This is a genomic window from Sphingobium sp. FW305-3-2-15-F-TSA7, from assembly GCF_058787155.1.
This window is the reverse complement of the sequence record NZ_JBYSZM010000019.1, coordinates 65,653-92,568: the sequence shown is the minus strand read 5'-3', so window position 1 is coordinate 92,568 and position 26,916 is coordinate 65,653. Positions and strand designations below refer to the sequence as shown.

Here is a 26,916-nt window from a genome sequence, read left to right as displayed (position 1 = left end):
CCTCTTGTCATTCCCGCGTACGCGGGAATCCAGCTTTTCCGTGAAGTATCGGAAAGAAGAAGAAGAAGCTGGATCCCCGCTTTCGCGGGGATGACAGTGGTTGATATTAGAAACGATAGATCAACGACGCCTGATAGGCGCGCCCGAAGATCGACCGGGCGATCACCGATCCACTGGTGGTGCCGATGATGCGGGCATTGCCCTCGGTCAGGCCCAGCGCATTGGTGAGGTTGGTCGCGGTCACCTGGAACTCGATCGGATCGGCCTTGAAGGTCGCGCCCAGATCGAACGTGTCATAGGACGGCAGCACCTGCAGGTTCTGGATGTCCGAGAAGCGCTCGCCGACATGGGCATAGGCACCGAAGATCGTCAGCTCCGTGGTGCCGATCGGGATGGTGTAGCTCGGCTCGATCCGTCCTTGGAAACGCGGCTGGCGCTGGATCTTGTTGCCATTCTGCACGCCGGTGGCGGCCCCGGCGGTGATATCCTTGAACTCGCCGTCGAACAGCGTGCCGTTGAACCGGAGCTGGAAGCCGTCGAACGGGCGCACCACGCCTTCGAGCTCGGCGCCATAGACCCGCGATCCGGCGATCGCGACGACATTGGTGATGCTGTTGTCGGGATTGACGACCTGCTGCGTATAGGTCTGCCCTTTGAACTCATTGTAGAAGAGCGTGAGCCCCGCGCTGATGAAGCGCTGGGAGGTCTTGAAGCCGACTTCATACTGGTCGATCTTCTGCACGACGCGCGATCCGTCGCGCAGATCGTCGAAATGCGGGAATTTATAGCCCGAATTGACGCGGACGAACGCGCTGTAATCGTCGGCGAAGCGCAGATTGGCGCCGGCGGTGTAGGAGATCTTGGTCTTCTTGTACGAAACCCGGCGCGTGCCGCCGTTCAGCACGGTGCTGCCGTTATTGTAGAGCGTCGCCGGATTGCCATCGAGATCGACGCCGCCGGTGGTCAGCCCGATCACGCCGTCAGCCTTAAACTGTTCGGCGCGCACGCCGGCATCGATGCGCAGCGCGTCGGTCACTTCCCATTCGTCGGCCAGGAAAGCGGCGAGGTTGCGCCCTTCCCAGTTGGCACGCGTCTGGCTGGTCGTCGCGCTCACCAGGCCGTTGCGGGTGAGCTGTGCGCCATTGTTGAGCGTGATGTCGATCAGACGCGCATTGGGTTCGAAGGCGAACAGCGCATTGTTGCCCTGATACCAGAGGTCGTCGACCGAATAATCGGCATAATAGCCGCCGATCGTCAGCGTGTTGCGGCCGAAGGTGCGGCTGAGCCGCGCTTCGTTGGTGAAGCTGCGGATATCCTTGTCGATCGACCAAAGGCCGGCGACGATCACCGGCTGGCTGCCGGCCGCGCTCTCATTGGTACCGACGAAGCTGCCGGTGCCCGATGTCGCGGGGCCGCGGCCGACCGCGCTGGCGGCGGCGAGCCGGCTGTTGATATAGGCGCCGAGCGTGGTCGGCACCGCGCTGGTGAAGATCGCGCGCACATCGGCACGGCCATCGACGAAGCTGAAGCGATCGGAGAAGCGCCAGCCTTCGCCCGGGGTCAGATCGATGCTGCCGCCGAACTGGGTCAGGTCGATCGTGCGACCGTCGGAGAAATCGCGCTGGATGGTGCCGGGCGTCGCGCCCTGGCTGATCTGGAGCGTGACGTCGCGGATCGCATTGCCCGCCAGCGCATCCTTGCGCTGGTCGAAATAGGGATAGACCGACAGATCGGATCCATTGTTGGTCGAAAGCAGCGGCGCGCCCGAGAAGAAGGCATTGGAATCATGCACCTTGCGCACATAGAGGCTGACTTCGCCCAGCCCGTCCCAGCGCTTGGTGAGCGTGCCGCTAATCTGGCCGCCCTTGTCGGCGGGGAATTGCGTGTCGCGGATGCCGTCGCTCAAACGGTAGAAACCGCCGACGCTGGCATACCAGCCGCCGCCCAGCGGCCCGCTGGCATAGCCGTCGAAGCGGAACAGCCCTTCGCTGCCCGCCGTCACGCGTGCACTGCCTTCGGGCGTGTCGCCGCCCTTTTTCTGGATGAAGTTGACGGTGATGCCGGGCTGGCCGTTGGAGAAGACCGGATTGGGGCCGCCGCGCAGCACTTCGGTGCGCTCAATCGTGTCGTCGACGCGGAACAGACTGAAGGTCTCGAGGAAGGACAAGGTGTTCGGCGCGAAGATCGGTGCGCCGTCGAGTTCGACCGTCGCGAAGGCGCCGCCGCCATTCTGGGGGAAGCCGCGCACACCGACATGGACGCCGGCGGTGCCGCCGCTGGTCTCGACATAAATGCCCGGGACGAGCTTGAGCAGATCGGCGGTGCTGCGCGGATTGAGCCGGTCGAGTTGCTCCGATGAGAGCGTGCTGATCGAGAAACCGGCGTCGAGACGGCTGAGGCCGTCGCTGCGCGGCGTGCCAGTGACAACGATATCATCCTCGGCCGAAAAATCCGCCGATGCGTCCTGAGCGGCCTGTTCCTGGGCGTGGCCGGCGACCGCCCAGCCCAATGCCAGTGCGGATGCGGTGATGCGCGTTATCGTCCTGAGAGTTGCCATGATCATCCCTTTCGTAATTTCGTTTTCTCTACTTTATTGGTTAGCATTATCCAAAACGCCCAAATCTTTAGAGGACGACAGGCGAGCTTTGCGCAGCAGCCGGTCGAAAATGACGATCGCCAGGCCCAGCAGCAAAGCGGGCACGACGATCAGGCGGAAGGCATGGACGCCGCCAAGCGCGGCGAAAACGCGACCGGTGATGAACGATCCGGTGGTCCCGCCAAGCGCAGAGAAAGCGATGAGCAGGCCAGTCATCGCCGAATGCCGCGTGCGCGGCAGCGCCGACAGGATCGCCGAATTGATCGTGGGATAGATGGGCGCCAGGAACAGCCCGATCATCGGCATCGCATAGCCCATCCAGGGCATGGCCGACCAGCGATCGATCGGGCCGACCGCCTGCGCTTCGGCCAGCGGCACGACGAACAGAACCACCGCCATGATCCCGGCGATGCACAGGCCGAGCAGCGCAAGCCAGCCGATCCGCGCGACGAGCGGCGCGGCACCGAGCCGGCCAAGCGCCAGCGCGGCGGCGAACAGGCTGGCGCCCTGCACGCTCATCGGCGCGGACAGATGCAGGACTTCGGCGTTGAAGGTCGGCAGCCAGGTGCCGACGCCCTGTTCGACAAGCACGTAGAGAAAGGCGGCGGCGGCGAACAACATCACCGCCGGTTTCGCGATCAGCCCGCCCATCGCCTTGAGATCGTCGAGCGGACTACCAATGTCCCGGGCGCGGCTTTCATCGAGCCGGCTGGCGAGCAGCAGCATCATGATCGCGGCCGAAATCGCCGCCAGCACCCAATAGACATGCAGCCAGACGGGATCGCCCGGATGCGTGGAATCGATGAACAGCCCGAACAGCCAATAGCCGCCGAGCACGCCGACCATGAACATGCCCTCGATCCGGTTGGTGAGCGCGGCATGGCTGCGCGCGTCGTCGGTCAGCAGGCCGATGATCGTGTAGGTCGCGGTCTTGACCAAGGCGAAGGAAACGCCGGTCACCAGGAACAGCAGCTTCACCGTGCCGAAGCCCGGGAACAGCGCCATCGCAAGGCACCCTGCCCCCACCAGCGCCTGCCCCAGGATCAGCGCGCGGCGGAAACCGAAGCGCGGCAGATAGGCAGCGACCGCCAACGAGACGAAGGCGATCGGCAGATCCTTGAACGCCTCAAGCGTCGATGCCTGCGCCTTGTCGACGCCGAAGCCGTTGATCGATTGCAGGATGACGGTGCCGACGCTGTTCAGGAGAATCGCGAAATGGGCATAGGACAGGATCAACGCCACGATCAGCCATGCGCGTGCCGCCCGCCTCGTTTCGAGCGAAAGATCTGCCCCTTGCATTACCTCTCCCGGCCTGGAGTCAGCTGCTCCCTGGGCAAGCGTTACCCGTTGCGGGGGTTGCGCACAACAAAAATGATAACGATACCATTCCCGATCGCCTATGTGTCGCGAACGATGAGGCGAGTCGGAAGAGCGAGGGGAGTCGGCCGTTGACCGGCAATGAGTGCAAGCAAGGTTTCGGCAAGCAGCCGGCCGCCGGCCGTCCAGTCCTGGCGGACGCTGGTCAGCGAGAAGGCCGCGGCAGCAGGGCTGTCGTCATAACCGACGATCGTCACCCCCCTCCCCGCGCGTCTGGCGGCGCGCAGCGCGCCGACCGCCATCAGGTCGCTGCCCGCGAACACACCATCGATCGCGGCGTCGCGCGCGAGCAGCGCCTCCATCTCGACCTCGGCGGACGCGGTGGTGAGATCGCTGCGCACCGTCAGCAGCGGACCACCGCCCTGTTCGACCAGCGCCTCCGCGCAGCCCGTCCGCCGCGCCTGCATCTCGGCATGGCGGACATCGCCCAGGAACGCGCAATGCGTGCAACCCCTGGCCATCAGGTGCCGCGCCGCCTCCGCCCCGCCATGGCGGTTGTCGCTGCCGACGACCACCGCACCCGACGCGCGATCCACGCCGTCATCGTCGCCCCAGACGACGAGCGGCAGGCCGAGCGCGCTATATTCCTGAACGGTATGATGATCGGCGCCCTGCCCCAGCAGGATCACGCCGCTGGTGTCCGCCGCCTCGGCGCGGAGCGCTGGATCGTTGGTCGTGACGACCGCCGCATAACCCGCCGTCGCCAGCGCTTCGACCACGCCGCCCAGCAGCACCAGCGGATAGGGATCGGACAAGGGCCGCGCGTCATTGGGCGTCCAGTCGACGATCACCGCCACCCGGCGGCGATGGCTCAGGCGCAGGTCGCGCGCAGCCAGATTGACCCGGTAGCCCGCCGCCCGCGCCGCCGCCTGGATGCGATCGCGCACATCGGGGCGCACCTGCGGGCTGTCGCGCAGCGCGCGCGATACGGTGATCTTGGAAACGCCGCAGATATTGGCGACATCGGCCAGCGTCACGCGACGCTGCGGCGCGGTGCGGTCGTCTCGTTGCTCATTCGTCATGAGGGTCTGGCATAGTGCAATCGTCACGAACGACAAGCGGCGAGCGGATCATGGCCGAAGCCGACGCGCCCAGCCCGCCATCGGTGCTTTACGGGCCGCTGTTCGCCGCGGTCCAGGAAGCGCGGCTGTTCGAGGACGGCAAGACCTTCGCCGATGCGGCCCCCCTGCGCACGCCGGCGGCGATCATGGCCGATTTCACGGCGGAGCCCCCCAGCGATCCACTGGCGCTGGCGGACTTCGTGCTGCGCAACTTCAAGGTGCCGGAGGTGCAGCCCCCTACCCCCGTCACCCAAACGCCCATAGTGCCGCTCGATCATCACATCGCGGCGCTCTGGCCCCTGCTCGAGCGCCCGCCCGTGACGGAAGAAGGCTCAGCGCTCGGCGTCGATCGCCGACATGTCGTGCCCGGCGGCCGCTTCCGCGAGCTTTATTATTGGGACAGCTATTTCACGATGCTGGGCCTGGTCCGCGACGGGCGGCAGGATCTGGTCGAGGACATGATCGACCTGTTCGCGGCGCTTATCGACCGTTTCGGCCATATCCCCAACGGCACGCGCAGCTATTATCTCAGCCGGTCGCAGCCGCCGGTCTTCTATCTGATGGTGGCCCTGTCGCGACGGCGGGCCGATCCGGCGCTGATCCGGGCGATGCGCCGCGAGCATGATTACTGGATGTCGGGCGGGCATGTCGTGGCGCTTGCCGGCGGCGCGACGCTCAATCGCTTCTGGGACGATCGCGACGGCCCGCGCGACGAGAGCTGGGCCGAGGACATCGCCACCGCCCGGCTTTCCGCCCGGCCCGAACGGGAAGTGTGGCGCGACCTGCGCGCCGGCGCCGAAAGCGGCTGGGATTTCAGTTCGCGCTGGCTGGCCGATGGCCGCTCGCTCGAGACGATCCGGACGACGCGGATCATACCCTGTTGTCTGAACGCGTTGCTCCATGGGCTGGAGCTTGCGCTCGCCGAGACCGGCGACCAGGCAATGGCCCGCGCGGCCGAGCGGCGGCGCACGGCGATCGCAACATTGCTGTGGAACGAAACGGAAGGCTTCTTCGCCGACCATCTGATCGACGAAGCCCGCATTTCGGCACAGCCGACCGCCGCCATGCTCTATCCCCTGTTCACCGGCGCCGCGACGCCGTCAGCGGCAAGGCGCACCATCGCCGCAGCCCGCCGGCTGCTGATGGCACCGGGCGGCATCCGCACGACCCTGACGGAAACGGGGCAGCAATGGGACGCGCCCAATGGCTGGGCGCCCCTGCAATGGATCGCCTGCCTGGCGTTCGAGGCCCATGGCGAAACCATGGCCGCGCGCGATCTCGCGGATCGCTGGATGCGTTGCGTCAGGCGCGAATATGCCGCGTCGGGGCGTTTGCTTGAGAAATACGACATCGAACAGGGCGGCGATGGCGGCGGCGGCGAATATCCCGTCCAGCACGGGTTCGGCTGGACCAACGGCGTCACCCGCGCGCTGATGGCCCGATACGGTGCCTGAACCACGACGACGGGCCGACGGTTCGGAAAGCCGAATATGCGCTGATCAATCGTCCCGGCCGTACACGTCGTTGCGAAAACCAATGCCGGTTTCGGTGGCGACGGCGGTGATATAGGTCAGATAGACCGGCACCGGCACCGGCAGCGGCACCGCCTGCTCCGGCTGCTTCGACGCGGCGGACAAGGGCTTCTGCAGCAGCCAGCGGCCGAGCTCCGCGGCATTCTCCAGCCGGATGCAGCCATTGCTGAAATGGCGATCGTCTTTCTTCAGCAGGTCGCGTGCCGGCGTGTCGTGCAGATAGATGCCCTCGTCATTGGGGAACATGAACTTGACGCGCCCCATCGAATTGGCGCCGCCCGGCAATTCGCGCAGCCGTACCTCGCGTTTGCCGGAGGCAACAGCCTCCCAGTCGATGTCCGAGGACGCGAGCTTGCCCGGTGACGCGCTCCAGTCCGACAACGCCTCGATGCGCTGCGACGCAAGCGAGCGGCCAGCCAGAACCTTCGGCGCGATGCTGTTGCGGGCAAGATAGGTCGGGATGTTCCAATAGGGATTGAGCACCGCCCATTGCAGCGTGCCGACCAGCATCGGCGTCTGGGTCTCCTTCGCACCCACCACGACCCGCATCGTTCCGGCCTGCTCGCCCGCCTCATAATACCAGAGGCGTCCCGACGAGGCATCGACGACGATGTGGCGCGTGAACGGACCGGGCAGCAGCCGGGCGCGATCGAGATTGAGATGAAGGCGTGCCAGCTTGTCGTCCGAAACGCCCTGTTTCTCCGCACGCGCGACCAGCGCGCGCAGGCGGACATAATGCGGGCTCATCCAGCCCATACCGGTCACATAATCGTCGAATGATCTGGGAAAGGCCGCGGCGCGCAGCACCGTCTCGACGCGCAGCCGCTTCGGCTTGAGCTTGCGATCCGCATAGATCATCCGGACGTTCGAGCGACGCTGATCCTGGACATAGCCGGCAAAGGCAGCGGAGAGTTCGAGTTCGGCGCGGGCAACCGCGCCCGGATCGCCGCCGCGCGCGTCCGCAAGGGCGTTACCGAGATCGTCGATACTATAGGATGATGGGCTCAGCCCATCGAGCTGGGCGGATTTGAGGAAGCCGAGCAGAGTATTGGCCGACCGCCCGATCTTTCCGCCCGGTGCCCAGAGCGGGCGATAACCGCGATCCGCGTAGAAACGCTTGAGCGCCCCGCTCGCCTCCGCCCGGATGGCGAGCGCGACTGCCTGTGCCTCGGGTCCGGACGGCGCAGCCTTGACCGGCGCTTTTCCCGCGCGAACGGGTGCGGCCGACGCGGCAGTGCCGGCGCAGAGAGCGGCAATGGTGATCAGGCAAAGGGGAATGCGGCCGAGCCGCATTCCCCCGGACGAAGCGATCAGCCCCGTTCCCCCTTGCGCGTCGGCATGGGCGGCGGCGTGTAGGCGGGCACGGCATTGGGATGATAAATGCCGTCGGCGGTGTAATAGCCGTCGATGATGCCATCGCCGTCACGATCGGCGGCGGTGCTGCCGGGCACCGCGCCTGGAGGCGGCGGCGGCGCATAAGCGACTTCTTCCTGCTTGGTGCAGGCGCCAAGCGCCAAAGCACCGAGACCGGCCAATATGACGGTTTGTGAACGCATAGACTTGCTCCCTTTCAAGGGCGCCGGGGAAACCCCGTACGCACGTACGCAGCCCCCAAACGCCCGAGCGGGACGTTCGTTACGTATCCTTCACCATTCGAGCGACAAACGGTGCGATGCTTGCGGCAGTCGGCGTTTTCGCGGCCACGGAGGGTCGTTTGACGTCAATCAGCCCCGCGGTACGCTACCTCTCCGCCCCGATCAGACACACCGAATTGCGCGCCAGCGCGATCGCTTCGTCCCTAGTGCGCGGCGGAGACGACGGCATCGGTCGGAGCAGCGGACGGGCATAGTCGGCTTTGACTGCCCAATTCACATTCTGCGGGAGCGCCCCCGTATCCTTGTAGAAGGATTCGATCGCTTCGGTCGCTGCAATGACGCCGACAACCTGGCCTTTTTCGGTCACAACCGGCCCGCCCGAATTTCCGGGTTGGATCGGTATCGAGATCTGCATCAACGCATTCTCGCCTCGCCCGGAAAGCGCGCTCACCGTGCCTTCGGTGAATTTCGGTTCCAGGCCCAGTCTTTCGACCACTGGAAAGCCCATGGTGAACACGCGATCGCCCAGACGCACCGATCCGGCCGCCGCGAATCCGAGATACTGAGCCGGGCGAGTGTCGACACGCAGAAGAGCCAGATCATTGGCAGGGCTGGCGTTGACGAACACGGCCGGCAGGACCTTGCCAGACACCGTCCGGCACACGATCCGGCCGGCCCCGGCGATGACATGATGGCTGGTCAGGACATGGCCATCCGGCCCGATGAAAAAGCCCGTTCCCGTCGACAAGCCGCCCGGCTCGCTCCCCTGCACCTCGGGCTTTGCAGCAGGTGCCGCGGCCGTCGATGCAGCCGGCCGGCCGGTCGATGTCAGGAAATTCACCGCATGCTGCACGGGCTCGGGAACCTGAACCTCCATACCGGACGGACGGCCGCAGGCGAGTTGGAGGACGGACTCGCCGATCGATCCCCGAACCGCCGGCGCAAGCTTGCCGGCCACGATATCCGCCATCGGCATTTTGGTGCCCGACGGATCGTACCCGATCCGATCGACCGTCGCCAACTGGTTGCTCCGGCAGTTGAGCAGATATCGCGTCATCTGATGCTGCTGGCCGTTGAGCAGCGGCGTCTCCCCGATCGCGAGGGTCCAGACCTGGCTGATGTCGCCGCGCGCGCTGCGGATCGAGCCGCGATCGAGATAGGTGACGACACGATTGGGTGCCGCGCCATTGAGGCCGATCCACCACCATTCGGTCGCGGCGGTCGCCGGCGTCGCCAGCATCAGCGCAAAACCGGTCAGCATGAATTTGAGCGCCATCGTTACCCTCCCCTGCAACCCGGCCGTATGGTTGATCGGCTTGCCCAAGTCGAGGCGAGGCGGCCCGCATCTTCGTTTCAGCATTCCGAGTCACCGATCACGCAATGGCGAAATCGCCTTGTATTCGCGCCCGGATACGCCACATAGGGTGCGCTGGCACTCTCCCCATGAGAGCGCCAACTCGCAGATCGGCAGCGCTGGCTCCCCGCTTGTGAAAGCGACGAATTCGTCGCGGCCCAGCGAGAGGAACGCTGCTCATGACATTTCGCCCCTTGCACGATCGTGTGCTCGTGCGTCGCATCGAAGCCGCCGAGACCAGCGCGGGCGGTATCATCATTCCCGACACCGCCAAGGAAAAGCCACAGGAGGGCGAAATCGTCGCCGCCGGGACGGGCATCCGCGCCGAGGACGGCACGGTCACCCCGCTCGACGTCAAGGCGGGCGACAAGATCCTGTTCGGCAAATGGTCCGGCACCGAGGTCAAGCTCGATGGCGAAGACCTGCTCATTATGAAGGAAAGCGACGTTCTCGGCGTGCTTGTCTGATCCAGACGCCGACCCAAGCCGCACACTCGAACATCAGGAAATCCAGACCATGTCAGCCAAAGACGTAAAATTCTCGCGCGACGCCCGCGAAGGCATCACGCGCGGCGTCGATATCCTCGCCAACGCCGTCAAGATCACCTTGGGGCCTAAGGGCCGCAACGTCGTCATCGACAAGGGTTTCGGCGCCCCACGCATCACCAAGGACGGCGTCACCGTCGCCAAGGAGATCGAGCTCAAAGACAAGTTCGAGAATATGGGCGCGCAGATGCTGCGTGCGGTCGCGTCGAAGACGCACGACCATGCCGGCGACGGCACGACCACCGCGACCGTGCTGGCGCAGGCGATCGTGCGCGAAGGCATGAAATCGGTCTCGGCGGGGGTCAATCCGATGGACCTGAAGCGCGGTATCGACCTGGCCGTCATCCGCGTGGTCGATGATCTCAAGGCGCGGTCGAAGCCCGTCGCCAACAATGAAGAGATCGCGCAGGTCGGAATCGTCTCGGCCAATGGCGACGAAGTCGTCGGCCGCAGGATCGCCGAAGCGATGGAAAAGGTCGGCAAGGAAGGCGTGATCACCATCGAGGAGGCCAAGGGCGTCGAATTCGAACTCGACGTGGTCGAGGGCATGCAGTTCGATCGCGGCTATCTCTCACCCTATTTCATCACCAACACCGAGAAGATGACCGTCGAGCTTCAGGATCCCTATATCCTGATCCACGAGAAGAAGCTGTCGAACCTCCAGGCGCTGCTCCCCGTGCTCGAAGCGATCGTGCAATCGAGCCGTCCGCTGCTGATCATCACCGAGGATATCGAGGGTGAGGCGCTTGCCACGCTCGTCGTCAACAAATTGCGCGGCGGCCTCAAGGTGGCCGCGGTCAAGGCGCCTGGCTTCGGTGATCGCCGCAAAGCCATGCTCGAGGACATCGCGATCCTGACGGCCGGCCAGACCATTTCCGAAGAATTGGGGATCAAGCTGGAGAATGTGACGCTGGACATGCTCGGCACCGCCAAGCGGGTTACGATCGACAAGGACAATACGACGCTCGTCGATGGCGCCGGCGCGTCCGACGCGATCAAGGCCCGGGTCGAGGCCATTCGCGGTCAGATCGAAAACACCACCAGCGACTATGACAAGGAAAAGCTCCAGGAGCGCCTTGCCAAACTCGCCGGCGGCGTCGCGATCATCAAGGTCGGCGGCTCGACCGAAGTCGAGGTGAAGGAGCGCAAGGATCGCGTCGACGATGCGCTGCACGCGACACGTGCGGCGGTGGAGGAAGGGATCGTTCCCGGCGGCGGCACCGCCCTGCTCTACGCATCGCGGGCGCTGGACGATCTGAAGGGCATCAACGACGACCAGACCCGCGGCATCGATATCGTTCGCAAGGCGCTGCAGGCTCCGCTCCGCCAGATCGCCGAGAATGCCGGCCATGACGGTGGCGTGGTCGCGGGCAGGCTGATCGACGGCAATGATCAGACGCTCGGCTTCAATGCGCAGACCGAACAATATGAGGATCTGGTCCGGTCGGGCGTGATCGATCCGACCAAGGTCGTTCGCTCGGCCCTGCAGGATGCCGCGTCGATTGCCGGACTGCTGATCACGACCGAGGCGGCCGTGGCCGAACTCACCGACAGCAAGACCATGGCCCCGGCAACCTATGGCAGTGACATGGATTATTGATCCTTCGAAACGGGCCGGAACGCGACGCGCGGATCCGGCCCTATTGCACGGGAGTATCTTATGAGCATTTCAGCACCGCAGACCGAAGCTGAAGCCGCCGAATTGATGGCCCGTCATGGGATCACGCGCATCCCCGCCGATCAATATCACTACAAGAGCTGGCGTTACTCGAACCTCGGCGATGCCGTTGCGCAGGCCCGGCGCGATCCAGTCCCGGCCATCGCTGCGCCGACGCCACCCAGGCAAGTTCCGGGCTGACCGTACGCCGCCGTCTCCTCCTCTGAAAGGAAGCTCATGAACCCGTCCTCAACACTGTGTCGCGCGCAGGAAGCGCTCCAGCGCAGCCGCGCGGCCGGCACGTCGCTGGAGAATGTCCGGACGATCGCAGAGAAAGCCGCCGCCGCCTGGTGTATCGAAGCGGTCTTCGCGGAAAAGCGCGAGCAACGGCGCGAACAGACGCAGCAGATGGCTGCAACTCTGCTGGATGGCGAAGACCGGACACGCGATCAGGACGACAGCTGGTTCAACGAAAATCCGGATCGCGGCCGCGTGAACGCCTGACCGCCAATGGCCCGGCTCGTCATCCGGCACCGGACGGAATATCGTTATACCGAGCCGGTACGCCTTGGGTCGCACCGGCTGATGCTGCGGCCGCGCGAGAATTGCGACGTCAGGCTGATTTCGTTCGATCTGGCGATCACGCCGCTGGCGCGGATAAGCTGGGCCCATGACGTGTTCGGCAATGCGGTCGCGACGGCGTCTTTCGCGACCATGACCGACAGCCTCGTGATCGAGAGCGTTGCCGAACTCGAACTCGAAGCCGCAGCCTGGCCGATCTTCGACATCGCCGCATCGGCGATCACCTATCCCTTTCGCTATGCCGATGACGAGTGGGCCGATCTGGGCGCGCTTGCCGTGCCCCGCCATGCCGATCCGACGGGGCGCTTGCGCGATTGGGCGAGGGCATTCGTGGCCGGCAATCCGACCGACACATTATCCCTGCTCAAGGATCTGAGCGCAGGCGTGCCGGGATGGATCGGCTATCAGGCGCGCGACGACGAGGGCACCCAGTCCCCTGTCCACACACTCGATCGCGGCTGGGGATCGTGCCGCGATTTTGCCGTCCTGTTCGTCGAGGCCGCACGCAGCCTGGGCTTCGGCGCGCGGATCATCTCGGGCTATCTTCACGATCCCGATGGCGACCTTGCGGGCACAAGCGGGAGCGGTTCGACCCATGCCTGGGCGGAGGTCTATGTCCCCGGCGCGGGCTGGATCACATTCGATCCCACCAATGGCGGGCTTGGTGGCCGCAATCTCGTTCCGGTCGCCGTCGCGCGCGATATCGGACAGGCCATGCCGGTCGCCGGCAGCTATGTCGGAGCCCCCGACGCGCTGGAAACGATGATCGTCCGGGTTTCGGTGACGGCATGAGCCGCGAGTGTCGGCAGGGGCGATTGGATAGCGCAGACACCGACCAGATATGCTATGATGCGCCCATCACCCGACATTGAACGCAAGCATCCCGTGACAGAGAGACATATGCGCTCCCGCTTGCCCGACGGGAGCCGTGCATCATGGATGCCGCTGCATATTTCGAAAGCCGCCTGACTGCGTCGATGGACATGATGAACGCCACGTCGGACCCATGCGCGCGAAAGGCACACGAAGGTCTCGTGAAGGGTTATCGCGCGCTTGTCGCCGACCACTCCCGGCTCGCAGCGGATGATATCTCAACATCGCCTCCACAATGCGAGGTCAGGCCGTTTCCGAAGGCGGAGTGATGTCGATCCGCACCACCCGATCATCAGTTACGTTCAATGCGCCCTTTAGACTCAAGGGATTCGATCGTTCCGAACCGCCCGGCACCTATGAGATCGAGACCGATGAGGAGATCATCGAAGGGAACGGACCCACGGCCTATCGACGCGTCGCGACGCTGCTTTACGTTCACAGCCGCGGCATGACACGGACCGTGACGGTCGATCCGGAAAATCTGAGCGACGCTCTGACCAAGGATGCGGAGCAACAGGGGCCCGGCTTCCGGCCATCATCATCATTGCGAGAAGCGTAGCGACGAAGCGATCCAATGTCGGACACCTGTGCGCTTCCGCAGGGATGACAGCATGGGCATATTGCGATCCGGGTGGGATCACCCTGGCGATCGACGATGCGCCTCAGGGTCTGCTGCTCGCCACCTGCCATGGCAGGCCGGGCAGTTTCACCATGTCGCAGCCGCATATCTCGCAACGGGTAACGAAACGGCCCTTGTCCCAGTGACTGGTCTTGAGATCGGCGACATGCCTGCCGAAAAGCGTATGAAACATCATTGGTCTCCGTTTTTCCGGGTCGCACAAAGGCTGTCGGCGGGTTCGGCCTGAGCCGCACCGCCCTCGCTCTCCCATCGCTCCAAGGCCCGGTCCAGCCCACGCTGCCGTGTCGGCCTCCGCGTGGACGCGCGTGATGCCCGATGGCGGAACGCCGGCTTCATCGTAGCTACTCCCATCAAGCAAGCGGGAGCACTGGAGTCTCTCTGTCACGAGATGCTTGCGATCGGGATCGGGTGATGTCGCATCATAGCACAGGCCGCCTCGTCCCCGGCATCAATTCACACGATCGCGGCCTTGATCTCGAAAGCCACAACGCTCAAAGTCGCGAATGACTCGCAAAAAAGAAACGCCATGACCGGCGCTGCCGATATCACCCCCGCAGCACCGGATACCCGTCCGTTCAGCCTCAAGCCGCTGATGTTCGAGACGTCCGTCTGTTCGATGGCGATGATGGCGTGGGGGATCTGAGGCGACCATATCGCGGCCTCACTGAAACTGCCTTCTCCCGTCAAATTCTTCCAACCATCCCTTCCTGCGCGGTTGACGATCGTCACCGAACTTTGGATGGCCGCCCTTGATGACGATCGATGGAGACTGGGAAGGGCCGGTGATGGCGGCATGTCGATGGCGCTGACCGCGCTCAGCCTCGCCATTGCCGGCATCCATCACCCCAACAAGCGTGGTCCCGCTCGCGCGTTCGAGCTTCGTGTCTGTGCGCCCGGCGAACCGGTCGAACTTCGACCGGAACCGAAGAATCCCGCCGATCCGCTCGCCATCGCGGTATTTAGCCTGCGCGGTGTGCAACTCGGCTATCTGACCGCGGAGCGGGCGCCCTGGATCGGTGCGATGATCAGGAATGGACGCGAGATCCAGGCGATCTTCCAGGGCATGACGCAAAAGAGCGCCTTTATCCGCGTGGCCTTTGACGGAGAGGCACCCGCCCTGCCGCCCCGGCGCGATTGCGACGCGCCGATCGAGGCACAGTCATCCGATTGGTATCCGGATGAGCAATGGCCGGACGATTAGCCAGGTGATCCTACCAATCATGATTGATCGACCTCACGCTCTATTTACCCCGCCGCGACAAGCCCGAGTGCCACGACGATGCCCGCCAGCAGGATCGAGACCGCGATCCAGCGGCCGGCCGAAACGATCGCCGCACCAACCGCGTCGTCATTGCGCGCCACGATAGGTTCGGCCTCCAGTCGCCGGATCGCTGCACGCAATAGGCGAGGCGCATCGTCGCCGATCCGCACGATTTCGCGCATCAGCGCCTGGGCTGTGGGTCCCCAGCTTTCGGGTGAGAGGCGGGCACGCACGATCTTCAGCCGTGCCCGCCCGATCGCGGCGGACAGATCGAATCCTGGCTCGATACCGGCAAGCACGCCGTCGATGGTCACCAGCGCCTTAAAGATGAGCAGCAGGTCGGGCGGCAACACCAGCCTTTCCTCACGCAGCAGCGGAAAGAAATCGGGAACCATCGCGCTGAGTATGATCGCCCCACCGCCATGCCGCGCGACGAGCCGTTCGGCCGCACGCACGATCTGCTCGCGCGTCGCATCGCTGCCGTGCGACCAGATCGCGATGACCTCCGCGAGCGCGGCGGGATCGCCCGTCCTGAGCGACTGGACGAAATCCATGAACTCCTCGCGTCGGCGCGGACTGACATGTCCGATCATGCCGAGATCGAGCAAAGCGATCCGGTTGCCCGGCAGGCAGAGCAGATTGCCGGGGTGCGGATCGCCATGGAAGCGACCGTTGATGAACACCATGTCGAGCATGATGTCCGCACCCAGCTCGGCAATGACGGCCGGTTCGATTCCGGCCTGTCTCAGCGTATCGCCGTTGCGCGGCGGCACGCCGTCGACATAATCCATCGCGAGCAAGGTTTCCGACGACCATTGCCAATGGATTTCGGGAACGACGACGCGCGGATCGTCGGCGAAATCGTCGCGAAGCCGATCCGCATTGCGACCTTCATTGGTGAAATCCAGCTCCTCCAGCACCGCCTGGGCAAGCTGCCGGACCAAAGCGGTGGGAGAAAAGCGGCGCGCCTCGGCACTCGCGCTCTCCGCCATGGCCGCCAGATGCGCGATCAGCCGCAGATCGGCCTCCATGCGCGGCCGAATGCCGGGGCGCCGGACCTTGAGCACGACGGCCCGGCCATCGGCCAGTGTCGCACGGTGCACCTGCGCCATCGATGCCGCCGCCAGCGGTGCCGGATCGAAGGATGTAAAAGCCTCCTCCGGCGCCTGGCCGAGTGCAGCTTCAACCGCATCGCGCAATGCGTCGAACGGCAGGGTCGGCGCCTGGCTGTGCAGTTGCTCGAGTTCCGCGATCCACTCGACAGGCAACAGATCTGCGCGCGTCGCGAGGATCTGTCCAAGCTTCACGAAGGTCGGGCCGAGTTCCTCCAGCGCAAGCCGAGTGCGCCGAGGCAGGCCGGTTTCACTTTGCCCGCCATCGTCATCGACCTGCCGCGGCGCCAGACCGAATCTGGCGAGCAGCACGCCCAGCCCATAGCGGGTCGCCACCGCAATCATCTCGGCCAGCCGGTCGCGGTCGCGCGTGGCGACGATGAGCGTTTTGATCATCGATATCAGATAGGGTCTCGATCGCCCGGCCGCGAGAGGCCGTTGCGATGACGTGACAATGGAACCCACAGCGAAACGGTTCGTTGGAGCGCCGCCGGCCGGCGGACGGTTCGTCGGCAGGCAAGTGACCTGAAATAGGGGAGATTCAATTTGATGCGTACTTATCTTGTCGCGTGTACTGCGGCTTGCGCCCTCATGCTCGGCGCATGCTCCGGTGGAGAAAAGGCGGACGGCAACACCGCCGCGACGAACGAAACCGCGGCTGCAGCGCCGTCGGCCGACGCTTCGGTTGCGCCCAAGGCCGGCCTTTGGGAAATGAAGATCACCGCCGCCGGCATGCCCCAGCCACAGGCCACCAAGGTGTGCGTCGGTGAACCCACCCCCGGCACCAATCCCTTCACGCCGCCGCCCGGTGCCGGCCAGGCCTGCGCCAGGAATGCGGTCAACAAGGTCGCCACAGGTTACGAGATCGATTCGGAGTGCACCATCAACGGCATGACCGCCACGAGCAAAGGCAGCGTGACCGGTGATTTCTCGTCCGCCTACAAGATCGAGATGGCGACGAAGATGAGCGGCGCGAACATTCCTGCCGCCGCGCAGCAGGAAGTGAAGACCGTGATCGATGCGAAATATCTCGGCGCATGTCCCGCCGACATGAAGCCCGGCCAGTCGCAGACCGGCTGATCCGCGAAAAGGGGGAGCTTCGTCTCCCCCTTTTTTCCCGATCGCGGCCCGGTTCGATGCGTCAGGAATTCCTCAGCCACCGAACATAAGCCGCCAGCGCCGCAACCGCGATCAACCCCAGAAGCTGCAGAAGCCCGGTAAGCCAATCGTCGTTCTGCAGGGTTCGGCCATCGGCAAGGCGTTCGGGATCGTCGACCCACCCCCGCCGGAAATCCTTGCGCCAGAACCAGAAGACGATCAGCGCGCCCGGCAAGGCCACCAGGGGGGCCGCCCATTCATACCCCTCCACTCCGCCGAAAACGAAGATCATCGTGGTGAGGATGTAGGAGAGACCCGCCGTCCAGGCGGCACGCTGCGTCGGCGGAGATCGCAGGGCGACAAAGAACTTCAATCCCAAAGAGATCATCGTGATTATCAGGAGCCCCGCCAGACTCCCGATCGCCACACCCAGCAATGCATCTTGCATAGCGCCCCCAATTCCCTCCGACCCGATCCGCAAGTCTGCGATGCAGTCCGCTTCGAGTCGATCAATTTCGATCGTCGCACGGCCGCGATCAAGCGCGGGGCCGGCATAGCGCGTCAACGGTCCGAATGGTGCTCCATGAGCGCAGCTTCAATGCTGGCGCCGGCCCCATGCCGGAAATCGTTGCGGTGATGTCAGCCGATCGCCGGAAAGGAAAACGCCGTCCCTCGCACTTGGCGAGAAACGGCGGAAATCCTGGCGCGCCCGGAACGATTCGAACGTCCGACCCTCAGATTCGTAGTCTGATGCTCTATCCAGCTGAGCTACGGGCGCGCATTGGAGGCGGTCACATAGTCCGGTCATTTCAACTGCGCAACCCCGTTGCGATGCATTTCTGCGCAGGATAGGAGAATGGCCGATGCAACGCCCCCTTATCACGCTTCTCGCAATGCTGGCGCTGGCCGCCTGCACCGCGCCCGCTGGCGATTTTCCTTCGCTTGCCCCGCGCCCCGTCGAGCAGCGCAGCGATGTGGAGCCGACGCCCGAGCCCGTTGCCGCGAAGCCGGCCGATGCCGGACTGTCCGCCGATCTCGCGCGGATGCTGGCGGGCGCACGCAAGGGCGAAGCCGATTTCTCGACGGCCTTGCCGGCCGCGGAGCGCGCGGTTTCGGCCGCGCGCGGCGCGAATCCGTCGAGCGAATCCTGGATCGCGGCACAAACCCAGCTGTCCGGGCTCGACGCGACGCGCGCGCCGACCGCGAGCGCGATGACCGAGATCGATTCGCTCTACGTATCGTTGGCCGACCGCGCCTCGCAGGATGCTGCGCTGGGGGGCGTCGCCGACGCGGCAGCGGCGCAGGCGGAAATCGAGGGCATCTATAATCGGCAGGTGGAGCGGCTGGCCGCGCTCCGGAGCCAGCTCAGCCAGCCCTGAGCACCGCCGCATGGGCCTTGGCGAGCACTCGATAGCCCTCCACGCCCTTGAGATTGCCGGTCACCTGATCGTCGGTCAGCGTACGCATCAGCCGCGCCGGACGACCGCCCCACATCTCGTTCGCGCCGATGATCTTGCCGGGGGTCAACATGCCGCCCGCGGCGAGCATTCCGCCCGATTCGATCACCGTACCGTCCATGGTGATCGCACCAAGCCCGACAAAGCTGCGATCCCTGAGCGTGGTGCCGTGGACCATGGCAAGATGGCCGATCAGCACATCTTCACCGATGATCGTCGCATGGCCGCCAAGACCGTCATGCCCCGAATCGCAATGGACGACGGTGCCGTCCTGGATGTTGGTGCGCGCGCCGACACGGATGGCGTTCACATCGCCCCTGAGCACGCAATTATACCAGATGCTGGCTTCCGGACCGATCTCCACATCACCGATGATGCGGCAGCCGGGTGCGACGAAGGCGCTGGGGTCGATCCGCGGCGTCTTGCCGTTGAAGCTGATGATGCTCACGCCGTCCATTGGTCTCTCTCCGTCACATAGACGATGGTGGGGTTGAGATCCGGCCCATAGGCTGGATCGATGAATTCCAGATCGTCGCGGCGGACCATGCCCAGCCGCTCCATCAGCCCCCAGGATGCGGTATTGCCCGCTACGGTGAAGGCGACCACGCGCTGCGCGCCATGCACGTCGAAGGCACGGCGGATCGATGCGATCGCTGCTTCCTTGGCATAGCCCTGCCCCCAGCTATCCTCGCGCAGGCGCCAGCCCACCTCGAACTCGCCGGTCAGATCGGTACCCTGGGCATCGACGCGCTTGATCCCGCACATGCCGAGCAGTGCGCCGTCCGCCTTGCGTTCGATCAGCCAGAAGCAATGACCATGTTCGGCCTGCCATGCGTTGACGCGCGCCATCGTCTTTTCCATCTCGGCGCGCGTGCGCAAAGGGCCAAGCCAGCGCATCACTGCGGGCGTGTTGAGATGGGCCTGGAACGGATCGATATCGGCATCGTCCCAGGTTCGCAGGATCAGCCGATCGGTCTCCAGGATCGTCTCGGCCATGCTCCCCCCTCCCCTGTTATCGCATCACGGCGCCCATGCCTTGACCAGCGGCAGGATGCTCGAAAAATCGTCGGTCCATGCGGCGAAGCCTGGCTTGGTCCGAAGCGCCCGCCAATTGCCGGACGGGTCCTTTACGGCGGGCGCAGCCAATCGTGCAATCACTTCGGCGTCCGGCGACAACGCGATCCAGACCGAACTGGCGCCTTGCGGCACCGGATTCGGATCGCGGCTGATAAAATAGGGCAGGATCGCGCCATGCCAGCCGCCGTCCCGGGCGGCCGCGGCGATCACGGGTTCCATATCCAGATAACGGTTGGAGATATGGACGAGCAACAGGCCGCGTGGCGTGAGGGTGCGACGGTAAATGCCGAATGCCTCGCGCGTGAGCAGATGCATTGGCACCGCATCGGACGAGAAGGCGTCCAGCGCCAGCAGGTCGAGGCTCGCAGGCGCTGCCGATTGCAGCGTCAGCCGCGCATCGCCGATCTCGATCGGTGCGCCGCGCGCGCAACGCGAGAGGAAGCTGAACTGCCCGGAGTCGCGCGCGATGCGGACGACTGCGGGATCGATCTCATAATAGCGCCAAGACTGTCCGGGCCGCGCGTAGCAGGCGAGCGTGCCCGCCCCCAACCCGACGATCCCGACACGGGCATTGGCCCCCGCCAGCGCCGGCAACATGGTCAGCGCGCGACCGACGCCCGATCGACGGACATAATAGCTGGTCGGTTCGCTCTCCTGGCCGGCGGTCAAAAGCTGGGTGCCATGGACGGTGGTGCCGTGGACCAGGCGCCGCACCTGTGTCTGATGGTCGGTGGTGACGGTATAAACGCCGAAATAGCTGCGTGTGCGCGCGTTTGCGGTGAGCGAAGCGGCAACGGATTGCCAGCCGCCGAAGATCATCAGCAGCGCGGCAAGCGCCGCCGTGAAGGGAATGGCGCGTCCGATGCTGAGGACACCGAGGACCAGAACCACCGCACCCGCAATCGCCTTCCCGCCCGAGACGCTCAGAACGAAAGCCAGCAGGCTGGCGAGCGAGATGACGAGAGCCAGCATGCGGGCGCGCTGTCCCGATCCCCAAGCGCGGTCGAGTGCCGCGAGCCAATGGGCCTGCGGCACAAGCAGCGCGGCGGCGACGATCAGAATCGGATGTTCGTAAGTCCAGTCGAAAGTGATGGGTGCCAGCAGTGCAGCGAAAAGCCCACCGATCACGCCGCCGATCGACATTGCGAGATAGAATCCGGTCAGCCGGTCGGGTGCGGGGCGCAGGCGGTACATCCGCGTATGCAGCGCGACCGCGACGACGAACAGCAGCAACAGGCTAAGCCCCGCGCGCAGCAACGGCCGCGCCTCGTCGTCAAGCAGCGCGAAACCGCCGAGCACCAGGATCAGCAACGGGGCCATCCGCGTCACCGCATCGGCGATCACGCGATTCGTCGCGAAAACCGCACTGAAGCTGAGCAGATAGAGCGCAAGCGGGATCACCCAGAGCAAGGGCATCGCCACGATATCCGTGGTCAGATGCGTGGTGGTCGACAGCATCAGGCCCGAAGGCACGGCAGCCAGGACGATCCAGTGGAGCCAGCGGACAAAAGTCGGCCGCTCGCTGCGTTCGGCCTGCACCTCGACCACGGCCCCCCGCGACCGTGGCAGGGTGAGCGCACAGGCGACGACCAGCAGAGCCAGCAGCGCATAGCCCCCGCTCCACAGCGCGCTCTGCCCCGCGATCGACAGGCGCGGCTCGACGATCAGCGGATAACCGATCAGCCCGACAAAGCTGCCCAGATTCGATGCGGCGTAGAGCGCATAGGGATCGCGCCCGCCGCTGGCGATGCCGTACCAGCGCTGCATCAAGGGCGCCTGCGCGGCAACCGCGAAGAAAAGTGGGCCGATCGACAGCGCGAGCAGCCAGGGCACCCAGATCACCGGCGCGGCATCCGCCGGCGGATTGCTCGCAATCAAGCCGATCGGCAGCCAGAGCGCGGCAACGGCGAACAGGACGAGATGGATCAGTGCCTGACGCGCAGGGGCCAAATGGCCGATGGCATGGGCATAGGCATAGCCGCCAAGCAACAATGCCTGATAGACCAGCATCGCGCTGTTCCACACCGCCGGCGCGCCGCCGAGGCGGGGCAGCGCCATACGTGCGATCATCGGCTGGACAAGGAACAGCAGGAAGGATCCGGTCAGGATCGTAACGACGAACAATGGGCCCCGCCCCATCCGGCTCATCCCCGAATACTCCGCGATCGTCGCCATGCCGAAAAATCCCCCATCTTCGTCGGATCCAATGGGGGAAGCATGGTTAAGGCAGCGTTTACGAGAGCAGCCGCGCCGCGTGCGCCGCGTGATAGGTGAGCACCCCCGAGCAGCCCGCGCGCTTGAACGCCATCAGCGTCTCCAGCACCAGCGCGTCGCGCTCACCCGCGCCCGTCGCCGCCGATGCCTCGATCATCGCATATTCACCGGAGACTTGATAAGCAAAAACAGGTACTTCAAACCGATCTTTCACACGGCGAACGATGTCGAGATAGGGCAGCCCAGGCTTCACCATCACGCTGTCGGCACCCTCGGCCAGATCGGCCGCGACTTCGCGCAGCGCCTCCTCGCTATTGGCCGAATCCATCTGATAGGTCTTCTTGTCGCCCTTCAGTAGCCCGCGCGAACCGACGGCATCGCGGAACGGGCCATAGAATGCGCTCGCATATTTGGCGGCATAAGCCATGATCTGCGCGTTGACGAAGCCCTCGCTCTCCAGCGCGGCACGGATCGCGCCGACACGGCCATCCATCATGTCGGACGGCGCGATTATGTCGGCACCGGCACGCGCCTGATTGAGCGCCTGCCCCACCAGCACCTCCGAGGTCGCGTCGTTGAGCACATAGCCGGCCGCATCGAGCAGCCCGTCATGGCCGTGCGCGGTATAGGGATCGAGCGCGACGTCGGTCAGCACGCCGACCTCCGGTACCGCATCCTTCAATGCGCGAATGGCGCGGCACATCAGATTGTCGGGATTGAGCGCTTCTTCGCCACCATCGGTGCGCCGGTCATGCGGGGTATTGGGGAACAGTGCGATGCACGGGATACCCAGATCGCGCGCGTCCCTGGCCCGCGCGACGATATTGTCGACCGACCAGCGCGAAACGCCGGGCAGGCTTGCTACAGGTTCCTCGACGCCCTCCCCTTCGCAGATGAACAGCGGCCAGATCAGATCGGCGGGAGTCAGCACGGTTTCGGCATGGAGCGATCGGCTCCACGGCGCAGAGCGGGTGCGACGAAGGCGCAGAGCGGGAAATGCGGCGGTCATGGCCGCTGCTTTCGGACTTTGGGCGCGCGACCGCAAGTCCCTGCGTTCGCCCGCGCACGGGCGTCCATGAAAGAATGTCTTGCGCCCGGACCGCCCGCCATGCGTTGTGCATCGATGCGAACCATCCGCTCCGCCGCGCTGATCGTCAACGCCCAGTCGCGCAAGGGGCGCAAGCTCTTCCGCAAGGCCAGGGCAGCGGCGGACAATCTGCCATTTTCCGTCAAGGCATATGAAGTGCGTCGGCCGAGCCTGCTCGAAGCGACGGTGCGTCGCGCGCTGGCGGACAAGCCCGACATGGTGATCCTGGGCGGCGGCGACGGCACGATCAGCGGACTGGTCGACCTGCTGGTCGGTGAACATGTCGCATTGGGCGTGCTGCCGCTCGGCACCGCCAACAGTTTCGCGCGGACATTGGGCATCCCGCTCGACCTGCAGGGTGCGATGGACGTGATCGGTGCGGGTCATTTCCGCCGCATCGACCTGGGCATGGTCGACGGCGACTATTTCGCCAATTGCGCGGCGATCGGCATCTCGCCGCTGATCGCCGAGACCGTGCCGCACGGGCTGAAAGCCGCGCTGGGGCGGACCGGTTATCTGATGTGGGCGGTGTGGAAATTCTTCCGCTTCAAACCCTTTGTCCTGATCGTCGAGCAGGACGGCAAGGAAACCCGGCTGAAAGTGGTGGAGGTTCGCATCTCCAACGGTGCGTTCCACGGCGGCACCGAACTGATCGACGACGCCGAGCCCGACAGCGGCGAGATCATCGTCCAGGCGGTCACCGGCCATGTCAAACGCCGGCTGGTGTGGAACTGGTTCACCAGCTTCTTCCGCCTCGATGCACGCAAGGAAACGGTGGAGAGCTTTTCGGGACGGGAGATCAAGGTTCGCACCGAACCGCCACTGGCGATCTCGATCGACGGCGAAGTGCTGGCGAAAACCCCCGTGGTCGCCCGCGTGGCGGCGGGGATTATCGAGGTTGCGGCACCGAAAGGGTGAGGCCTGTCGCCGACAAGCCACCATCCCGTCATGCTGAACCCCTCGACAAGCTCGGGACGGGCTTGTTTCAGTATCCATGCCACAACCCACGCGACAGCGAAGATCCCGACATGGACCCTGAAACGAGTTCAGGGTGACGAAGCAAAAAAGCCTTGGCTCGGCGCCTTTCCGAAAAGTCTCACTTTCTTTCAGGCCCCCTACTTCCGGCTGGCGATCCAGGCCTCCACATTCTTGCGCAGCAGCGCCAGCGGCACGACGCCGTCACCGAGCACCACGGCATTGAACGCCTTGATGTCGAAGCGCTTGCCCAGCGCCTTCTGCGCCTGGTCGCGGAGCGCCAGGATTTCGAGCCCGCCCGAATCATAAGCGGTGAGTTGTCCCGGCAGGATCGCGATGCGATCGATCATCCCCTTTGCCACTTCGGGCGGAAAACGACCGGTTTCGCTCAGATAGGAGACGAGCCGGTCGCGATCCCATTTGCCGATGTGCAGGCCGGGATCGGCGACCATGCCGCGCGCGGGCCATGCGCGCCGGGAGATCTTCATCTGAGGCGTATCGAGCAGGCCGATCTCTTCGGACATGCGCTCGGCATAGCGCGCCCAGCCCTCGATATAGGCCGAATTGAAGCCGATCTTCGAAAGCCGGCTGTTGGGCAGCCGCGCAGCATAGGCGAATTGCAGATGATGGCCGGGATAGCCTTCATGCACCGCGGTGATCGCCATGTCGGCGCGGCGGGCATCCTCGACCTTGCCGACCTGGAGCATGTAAAGCGCGGGTTTCGCCGGATCGGCGGCGGGGGTATAGTTGGAACTGGCGCCCGACTCCTCCATCGCGTCGGTCATCGGCCGCACTTCCAGTGGCTGCTGCGGCACATTGTCGATCAGCGCGGCCACTGCGGTGCGGGCGCGCTCCACGACATCGCGATTATAGGCGACAATCTCTTCCTTCGATGCGAAGCGCTCTTCCGGGTCCGCCTTCACCCGCGCGACGATCTGCGAGAAATCGTCGGTGCCGTAGAGTTTCTTGCCGATGGCGCGGACGTCGGCGACATTGGCGGCAACGGTGCGCTCGCCCAATGCCGCGACATCCTCGCCCGGCCGGTCGAGCGTCGTGTAGGAGCGCAGCATGGCATTGTAGCAGGCCCGGCCGTCGGGCAGATCGAGCACCGACAGGCTTTCGCGCGCGGCGGGAATATAGGTGTCGCGCAGGAAGTCCCGATAACCACGGATCGCCGGTGTGATCTTGTCGCGTATCAGGGCCGCGAACGCCGCCTTGAACGCGGCATCGTCGACGGTCTTGGCGGGCACGAAGAAAGGCGATGCCTCGGGCGTCCCGGTAATCAGTCCCTCGACCTGCGCCAGCACGCGCACCGCCACCGAACGTGGCACGACATAGCCCTTGGCGATGCCCTGTTTCAGATTGGCGATGTCGGCGGCGATATAATCGGGCAGACTGCCCCAGCGGGCGAGCGCATCGGCCCGATCCTTCGCAGTGGCGACGGGCTGGCGTTCGACCAGATTGGCGAAGTTGCCCGGCCAGCCGTCCATGTGCGAGACCGTCCAGAGCTCGCTGTGGCAGACGCGCAGGCCCCGCTCCGCCTCCAGCATCTCCCGCGCGATCGCATAGTCCCGGATCGCTGCACGATCCGGCAGCGTCTTCGGGTCGAGTGCGTCGAGCCGGGCGAGCAGCGCATCGACCTCGGCATTGTTGCGCGCGATCGCGGCCGGGCTGATATCGATCAATATGTCGTTCCGTCCGCCGCCGATCTCGGCATAGAGCGGCAGGAATGGATTGGCGGCCAGACGGTTGGCGACGATATCGTCGGCGATCTTCGCCATCGTATCGCTGGATGAGCTCTGCGCAATGGCCGGCAACGACACCGCCGCATAGAGCAACACGCCCGTCCGGATCATTTTCGACCAGCAACGCATCACGCAACCTCCCCGTTATCTTCGTAACAGCGGCGGATTAGCCGAGATAAAAATGCCTGGGAAGACGGACTCACCCCCGAAATGGACATTCAGCTGTGCGGGAAGATGATCGGCGTGTCGCCTGCCCGCCAGGGAGCCAGGCGGATCATCGCGGTCGCGAACAGCGGCGCGGCAAGCTGGCGTGCAAGCCAGGCCTGCACGCTGGGCAGCGGCTGGGCGTCGAACCATAGTCGATCGGTCTCGGCGAACTGGCGGACAAAGGGCATGATCGCAGCATCGGTCAGCCCTCGCGCCTCGCCGCAGAGGTAGGCGTTCGAGACCAGCCGTGCCTCCAGTCCGCGGAGCAATTCCAGGCCTGCGCCGCGATGTGCCGTAGGATCGGACGCGTGACGATCAGGATATTTGTAGCGATCGAGATGATGTTTGAAGGACCCGTCATTAGTCGCGATCAAGGCATCCTCCGCATGGTCGCGCCAGTGCTCCGGATCGTTCCGATCGAGCGCCCAGCGCATGATGTCCAGGCTCTCGTCGATCACGCGTCCGTCTGGCAGCACCAGCACCGGCACGGTCGCCTTTGGCGATGCAGCGATCATCTCCGCCGGCTTGTCGGCCAGCTTCACTTCGCGGATCTCGCAGATCGTACCGCTGACGATCAGCGCGAGCCGTGCCCGCATGGCATAGGGGCAACGGCGAAAGCTGTAGAGGATCGGCCTAGGGTCCAGCCCCATTATTGATGAGGCCGTGACGAGGGAGAATTGGGTTCATGGCCAGGCGCGAGTGCGCCGGATAGCATCGCTATCCGGCAATCGAGCAACGACGTCAGGAACCCAATTCCCCCTCGCCCGAAGGGTGGCATCATATCGGGCGATCCGCGGCGTCGGAACGCTTGGACGTGGCGATGCCACGTGCTGCGCGCTCCTCCTGGCGGCTCATCCCGATCTGATACCAT

At 64.8% G+C, this 26,916-nt stretch carries 27 protein-coding genes and 1 tRNA gene; 11 read left to right on the top strand and 17 right to left on the bottom strand.

Annotated features, from left to right (window positions below; genetic code table 11):
• Positions 1-106 precede the first annotated feature (106 nt).
• The 3 genes from AC3WN8_RS16250 to AC3WN8_RS16240 form a co-directional block, all read right to left on the bottom strand.
• Complete coding sequence (locus AC3WN8_RS16250) at positions 107-2,557, bottom strand: TonB-dependent receptor (protein ID WP_492670494.1); 2,451 nt, start codon at positions 2,555-2,557, stop codon at positions 107-109.
• Between the two features lie 33 nt (positions 2,558-2,590).
• Entirely contained in the window at positions 2,591-3,895 is a 1,305-nt protein-coding gene (locus tag AC3WN8_RS16245; RefSeq protein WP_492670493.1) for an MFS transporter, read from the bottom strand.
• A gap of 98 nt (positions 3,896-3,993) precedes the next feature.
• Complete coding sequence (locus AC3WN8_RS16240) at positions 3,994-4,995, bottom strand: LacI family DNA-binding transcriptional regulator (RefSeq protein ID WP_492670492.1); 1,002 nt, start codon at positions 4,993-4,995, stop codon at positions 3,994-3,996.
• Between the two features lie 50 nt (positions 4,996-5,045).
• On the opposite strand from AC3WN8_RS16240, the gene AC3WN8_RS16235 reads away from it, so the two are divergent.
• Positions 5,046-6,488, top strand: a complete 1,443-nt coding sequence (locus AC3WN8_RS16235; protein WP_492670491.1) for a trehalase family glycosidase — start codon at positions 5,046-5,048, stop codon at positions 6,486-6,488.
• Between the two features lie 45 nt (positions 6,489-6,533).
• Here the strand turns inward: AC3WN8_RS16235 and AC3WN8_RS16230 are convergent, their stop codons facing one another.
• The 3 genes from AC3WN8_RS16230 to AC3WN8_RS16220 all read right to left on the bottom strand — a co-directional run bounded on the left by AC3WN8_RS16230 (position 6,534) and on the right by AC3WN8_RS16220 (position 9,437).
• Positions 6,534-7,859 (bottom strand): L,D-transpeptidase family protein, encoded by a 1,326-nt coding sequence (locus AC3WN8_RS16230; RefSeq protein ID WP_492670490.1) that lies wholly within the window; start codon positions 7,857-7,859, stop codon positions 6,534-6,536.
• A 17-nt stretch (positions 7,860-7,876) separates the two neighbouring features.
• A complete protein-coding gene (locus tag AC3WN8_RS16225; protein WP_492670489.1) occupies positions 7,877-8,122 on the bottom strand; it encodes a hypothetical protein in 246 nt (81 codons plus the stop codon).
• Positions 8,123-8,306: 184 nt separating this feature from the next.
• The gene (locus tag AC3WN8_RS16220; RefSeq protein ID WP_492670488.1) at positions 8,307-9,437 is read right to left on the bottom strand and encodes a S1C family serine protease; all 1,131 of its coding nucleotides are present in this window, start codon (positions 9,435-9,437) and stop codon (positions 8,307-8,309) included.
• Between the two features lie 257 nt (positions 9,438-9,694).
• Here AC3WN8_RS16220 and AC3WN8_RS16215 point away from each other — a divergent pair, with 257 nt between their 5' ends.
• The 6 genes from AC3WN8_RS16215 (at position 9,695) to AC3WN8_RS16190 (ending at position 13,731) form a co-directional block, all read left to right on the top strand.
• Positions 9,695-9,982: a co-chaperone GroES gene (locus AC3WN8_RS16215; RefSeq protein WP_492670487.1), complete on the top strand. Its 288-nt coding sequence runs from the start codon at positions 9,695-9,697 to the stop codon at positions 9,980-9,982.
• A gap of 49 nt (positions 9,983-10,031) precedes the next feature.
• Positions 10,032-11,660: a chaperonin GroEL gene (gene groL, locus AC3WN8_RS16210; protein WP_492670486.1), complete on the top strand. Its 1,629-nt coding sequence runs from the start codon at positions 10,032-10,034 to the stop codon at positions 11,658-11,660.
• 60 nt (positions 11,661-11,720) lie between these two features.
• On the top strand, positions 11,721-11,918 hold the full coding sequence (locus tag AC3WN8_RS16205) for a hypothetical protein (RefSeq protein WP_492670485.1): 198 nt from the start codon (positions 11,721-11,723) through the stop codon (positions 11,916-11,918).
• A gap of 36 nt (positions 11,919-11,954) precedes the next feature.
• Positions 11,955-12,221 carry a hypothetical protein gene (locus tag AC3WN8_RS16200; RefSeq protein ID WP_492670484.1) on the top strand — a complete coding sequence of 89 codons (267 nt, stop codon included), beginning with the start codon at positions 11,955-11,957 and terminating at the stop codon, positions 12,219-12,221.
• Between the two features lie 6 nt (positions 12,222-12,227).
• On the top strand, positions 12,228-13,091 hold the full coding sequence (locus AC3WN8_RS16195) for a transglutaminase family protein (protein WP_492670483.1): 864 nt from the start codon (positions 12,228-12,230) through the stop codon (positions 13,089-13,091).
• A 349-nt stretch (positions 13,092-13,440) separates the two neighbouring features.
• Positions 13,441-13,731, top strand: a complete 291-nt coding sequence (locus tag AC3WN8_RS16190) for a hypothetical protein (RefSeq protein WP_492670482.1) — start codon at positions 13,441-13,443, stop codon at positions 13,729-13,731.
• Between the two features lie 103 nt (positions 13,732-13,834).
• Here the strand turns inward: AC3WN8_RS16190 and AC3WN8_RS16185 are convergent, their stop codons facing one another.
• Both AC3WN8_RS16185 and AC3WN8_RS16180 read right to left on the bottom strand, forming a co-directional pair.
• Entirely contained in the window at positions 13,835-13,984 is a 150-nt protein-coding gene (locus AC3WN8_RS16185) for a hypothetical protein (RefSeq protein WP_492670481.1), read from the bottom strand.
• 281 nt (positions 13,985-14,265) lie between these two features.
• The gene (locus tag AC3WN8_RS16180) at positions 14,266-14,541 is read right to left on the bottom strand and encodes a hypothetical protein (protein WP_492670480.1); all 276 of its coding nucleotides are present in this window, start codon (positions 14,539-14,541) and stop codon (positions 14,266-14,268) included.
• A gap of 64 nt (positions 14,542-14,605) precedes the next feature.
• Here AC3WN8_RS16180 and AC3WN8_RS16175 point away from each other — a divergent pair, with 64 nt between their 5' ends.
• Complete coding sequence (locus tag AC3WN8_RS16175; protein ID WP_492670479.1) at positions 14,606-15,013, top strand: HIRAN domain-containing protein; 408 nt, start codon at positions 14,606-14,608, stop codon at positions 15,011-15,013.
• A 44-nt stretch (positions 15,014-15,057) separates the two neighbouring features.
• Here AC3WN8_RS16175 and AC3WN8_RS16170 read toward each other — a convergent pair whose 3' ends face one another.
• Positions 15,058-16,581 carry an ABC1 kinase family protein gene (locus AC3WN8_RS16170; RefSeq protein ID WP_492670478.1) on the bottom strand — a complete coding sequence of 508 codons (1,524 nt, stop codon included), beginning with the start codon at positions 16,579-16,581 and terminating at the stop codon, positions 15,058-15,060.
• 153 nt (positions 16,582-16,734) lie between these two features.
• Between AC3WN8_RS16170 and AC3WN8_RS16165 the strand changes: the two genes are divergently transcribed.
• Positions 16,735-17,265 carry a DUF3617 domain-containing protein gene (locus tag AC3WN8_RS16165; protein WP_492670477.1) on the top strand — a complete coding sequence of 177 codons (531 nt, stop codon included), beginning with the start codon at positions 16,735-16,737 and terminating at the stop codon, positions 17,263-17,265.
• Positions 17,266-17,326: 61 nt separating this feature from the next.
• On the opposite strand, the gene AC3WN8_RS16160 is transcribed toward AC3WN8_RS16165, so the two are convergent.
• Positions 17,327-17,848, bottom strand: coding sequence for a hypothetical protein (locus AC3WN8_RS16160; RefSeq protein WP_492670476.1), 522 nt, complete (start codon positions 17,846-17,848; stop codon positions 17,327-17,329).
• Between the two features lie 136 nt (positions 17,849-17,984).
• Positions 17,985-18,061: transfer RNA gene (locus AC3WN8_RS16155), tRNA-Arg, on the bottom strand.
• Positions 18,062-18,146: 85 nt separating this feature from the next.
• On the opposite strand from AC3WN8_RS16155, the gene AC3WN8_RS16150 reads away from it, so the two are divergent.
• A complete protein-coding gene (locus AC3WN8_RS16150; protein WP_492670475.1) occupies positions 18,147-18,662 on the top strand; it encodes a hypothetical protein in 516 nt (171 codons plus the stop codon).
• On the opposite strand, the gene AC3WN8_RS16145 is transcribed toward AC3WN8_RS16150, so the two are convergent.
• Genes AC3WN8_RS16145 through hemB form a run of 4 tightly spaced genes read right to left on the bottom strand, consistent with a single transcriptional unit; the run spans position 18,649 to position 23,040 of the window.
• Positions 18,649-19,197, bottom strand: a complete 549-nt coding sequence (locus AC3WN8_RS16145; protein ID WP_492670474.1) for a gamma carbonic anhydrase family protein — start codon at positions 19,195-19,197, stop codon at positions 18,649-18,651. The two genes, AC3WN8_RS16150 and AC3WN8_RS16145, sit on opposite strands and share 14 nt — an antisense overlap.
• Complete coding sequence (locus AC3WN8_RS16140) at positions 19,185-19,736, bottom strand: GNAT family N-acetyltransferase (RefSeq protein WP_492670473.1); 552 nt, start codon at positions 19,734-19,736, stop codon at positions 19,185-19,187. Before AC3WN8_RS16140 ends, AC3WN8_RS16145 begins: the two co-directional genes overlap by 13 nt.
• A gap of 24 nt (positions 19,737-19,760) precedes the next feature.
• Complete coding sequence (locus AC3WN8_RS16135; RefSeq protein ID WP_492670472.1) at positions 19,761-21,992, bottom strand: fused MFS/spermidine synthase; 2,232 nt, start codon at positions 21,990-21,992, stop codon at positions 19,761-19,763.
• Between the two features lie 58 nt (positions 21,993-22,050).
• A complete protein-coding gene (hemB, locus tag AC3WN8_RS16130) occupies positions 22,051-23,040 on the bottom strand; it encodes a porphobilinogen synthase (RefSeq protein ID WP_492670471.1) in 990 nt (329 codons plus the stop codon).
• A gap of 114 nt (positions 23,041-23,154) precedes the next feature.
• Here hemB and AC3WN8_RS16125 point away from each other — a divergent pair, with 114 nt between their 5' ends.
• Complete coding sequence (locus AC3WN8_RS16125) at positions 23,155-24,036, top strand: diacylglycerol/lipid kinase family protein (protein WP_492670470.1); 882 nt, start codon at positions 23,155-23,157, stop codon at positions 24,034-24,036.
• Positions 24,037-24,233: 197 nt separating this feature from the next.
• On the opposite strand, the gene AC3WN8_RS16120 is transcribed toward AC3WN8_RS16125, so the two are convergent.
• Entirely contained in the window at positions 24,234-25,967 is a 1,734-nt protein-coding gene (locus tag AC3WN8_RS16120) for a DUF885 domain-containing protein (protein ID WP_492670469.1), read from the bottom strand.
• 89 nt (positions 25,968-26,056) lie between these two features.
• On the bottom strand, positions 26,057-26,695 hold the full coding sequence (locus AC3WN8_RS16115; RefSeq protein WP_492670468.1) for a glutathione S-transferase: 639 nt from the start codon (positions 26,693-26,695) through the stop codon (positions 26,057-26,059).
• Between the last annotated feature and the right edge of the window lie 221 nt (positions 26,696-26,916).

Coding starts and splice junctions, on each gene's coding strand:
- AC3WN8_RS16245 (WP_492670493.1), bottom strand. CDS start 3,895: ATGCAAGGGGCAGATCTTTCGCTCGAAACGAGGCGGGCGGCACGCGCA.
- AC3WN8_RS16190 (WP_492670482.1), top strand. CDS start 13,441: ATGTCGATCCGCACCACCCGATCATCAGTTACGTTCAATGCGCCCTTT.
- groL (WP_492670486.1), top strand. CDS start 10,032: ATGTCAGCCAAAGACGTAAAATTCTCGCGCGACGCCCGCGAAGGCATC.
- AC3WN8_RS16150 (WP_492670475.1), top strand. CDS start 18,147: ATGCAACGCCCCCTTATCACGCTTCTCGCAATGCTGGCGCTGGCCGCC.
- AC3WN8_RS16165 (WP_492670477.1), top strand. CDS start 16,735: ATGCGTACTTATCTTGTCGCGTGTACTGCGGCTTGCGCCCTCATGCTC.
- AC3WN8_RS16170 (WP_492670478.1), bottom strand. CDS start 16,581: ATGATCAAAACGCTCATCGTCGCCACGCGCGACCGCGACCGGCTGGCC.
- AC3WN8_RS16230 (WP_492670490.1), bottom strand. CDS start 7,859: ATGCGGCTCGGCCGCATTCCCCTTTGCCTGATCACCATTGCCGCTCTC.
- AC3WN8_RS16195 (WP_492670483.1), top strand. CDS start 12,228: ATGGCCCGGCTCGTCATCCGGCACCGGACGGAATATCGTTATACCGAG.
- AC3WN8_RS16250 (WP_492670494.1), bottom strand. CDS start 2,557: ATGGCAACTCTCAGGACGATAACGCGCATCACCGCATCCGCACTGGCA.
- AC3WN8_RS16200 (WP_492670484.1), top strand. CDS start 11,955: ATGAACCCGTCCTCAACACTGTGTCGCGCGCAGGAAGCGCTCCAGCGC.
- AC3WN8_RS16175 (WP_492670479.1), top strand. CDS start 14,606: ATGTCGATGGCGCTGACCGCGCTCAGCCTCGCCATTGCCGGCATCCAT.
- AC3WN8_RS16120 (WP_492670469.1), bottom strand. CDS start 25,967: ATGCGTTGCTGGTCGAAAATGATCCGGACGGGCGTGTTGCTCTATGCG.
- AC3WN8_RS16205 (WP_492670485.1), top strand. CDS start 11,721: ATGAGCATTTCAGCACCGCAGACCGAAGCTGAAGCCGCCGAATTGATG.
- hemB (WP_492670471.1), bottom strand. CDS start 23,040: ATGACCGCCGCATTTCCCGCTCTGCGCCTTCGTCGCACCCGCTCTGCG.
- AC3WN8_RS16225 (WP_492670489.1), bottom strand. CDS start 8,122: ATGCGTTCACAAACCGTCATATTGGCCGGTCTCGGTGCTTTGGCGCTT.
- AC3WN8_RS16135 (WP_492670472.1), bottom strand. CDS start 21,992: ATGGCGACGATCGCGGAGTATTCGGGGATGAGCCGGATGGGGCGGGGC.
- AC3WN8_RS16220 (WP_492670488.1), bottom strand. CDS start 9,437: ATGGCGCTCAAATTCATGCTGACCGGTTTTGCGCTGATGCTGGCGACG.
- AC3WN8_RS16185 (WP_492670481.1), bottom strand. CDS start 13,984: ATGTTTCATACGCTTTTCGGCAGGCATGTCGCCGATCTCAAGACCAGT.
- AC3WN8_RS16125 (WP_492670470.1), top strand. CDS start 23,155: ATGCGAACCATCCGCTCCGCCGCGCTGATCGTCAACGCCCAGTCGCGC.
- AC3WN8_RS16235 (WP_492670491.1), top strand. CDS start 5,046: ATGGCCGAAGCCGACGCGCCCAGCCCGCCATCGGTGCTTTACGGGCCG.
- AC3WN8_RS16240 (WP_492670492.1), bottom strand. CDS start 4,995: ATGACGAATGAGCAACGAGACGACCGCACCGCGCCGCAGCGTCGCGTG.
- AC3WN8_RS16215 (WP_492670487.1), top strand. CDS start 9,695: ATGACATTTCGCCCCTTGCACGATCGTGTGCTCGTGCGTCGCATCGAA.
- AC3WN8_RS16140 (WP_492670473.1), bottom strand. CDS start 19,736: ATGGCCGAGACGATCCTGGAGACCGATCGGCTGATCCTGCGAACCTGG.
- AC3WN8_RS16115 (WP_492670468.1), bottom strand. CDS start 26,695: ATGGGGCTGGACCCTAGGCCGATCCTCTACAGCTTTCGCCGTTGCCCC.
- AC3WN8_RS16145 (WP_492670474.1), bottom strand. CDS start 19,197: ATGGACGGCGTGAGCATCATCAGCTTCAACGGCAAGACGCCGCGGATC.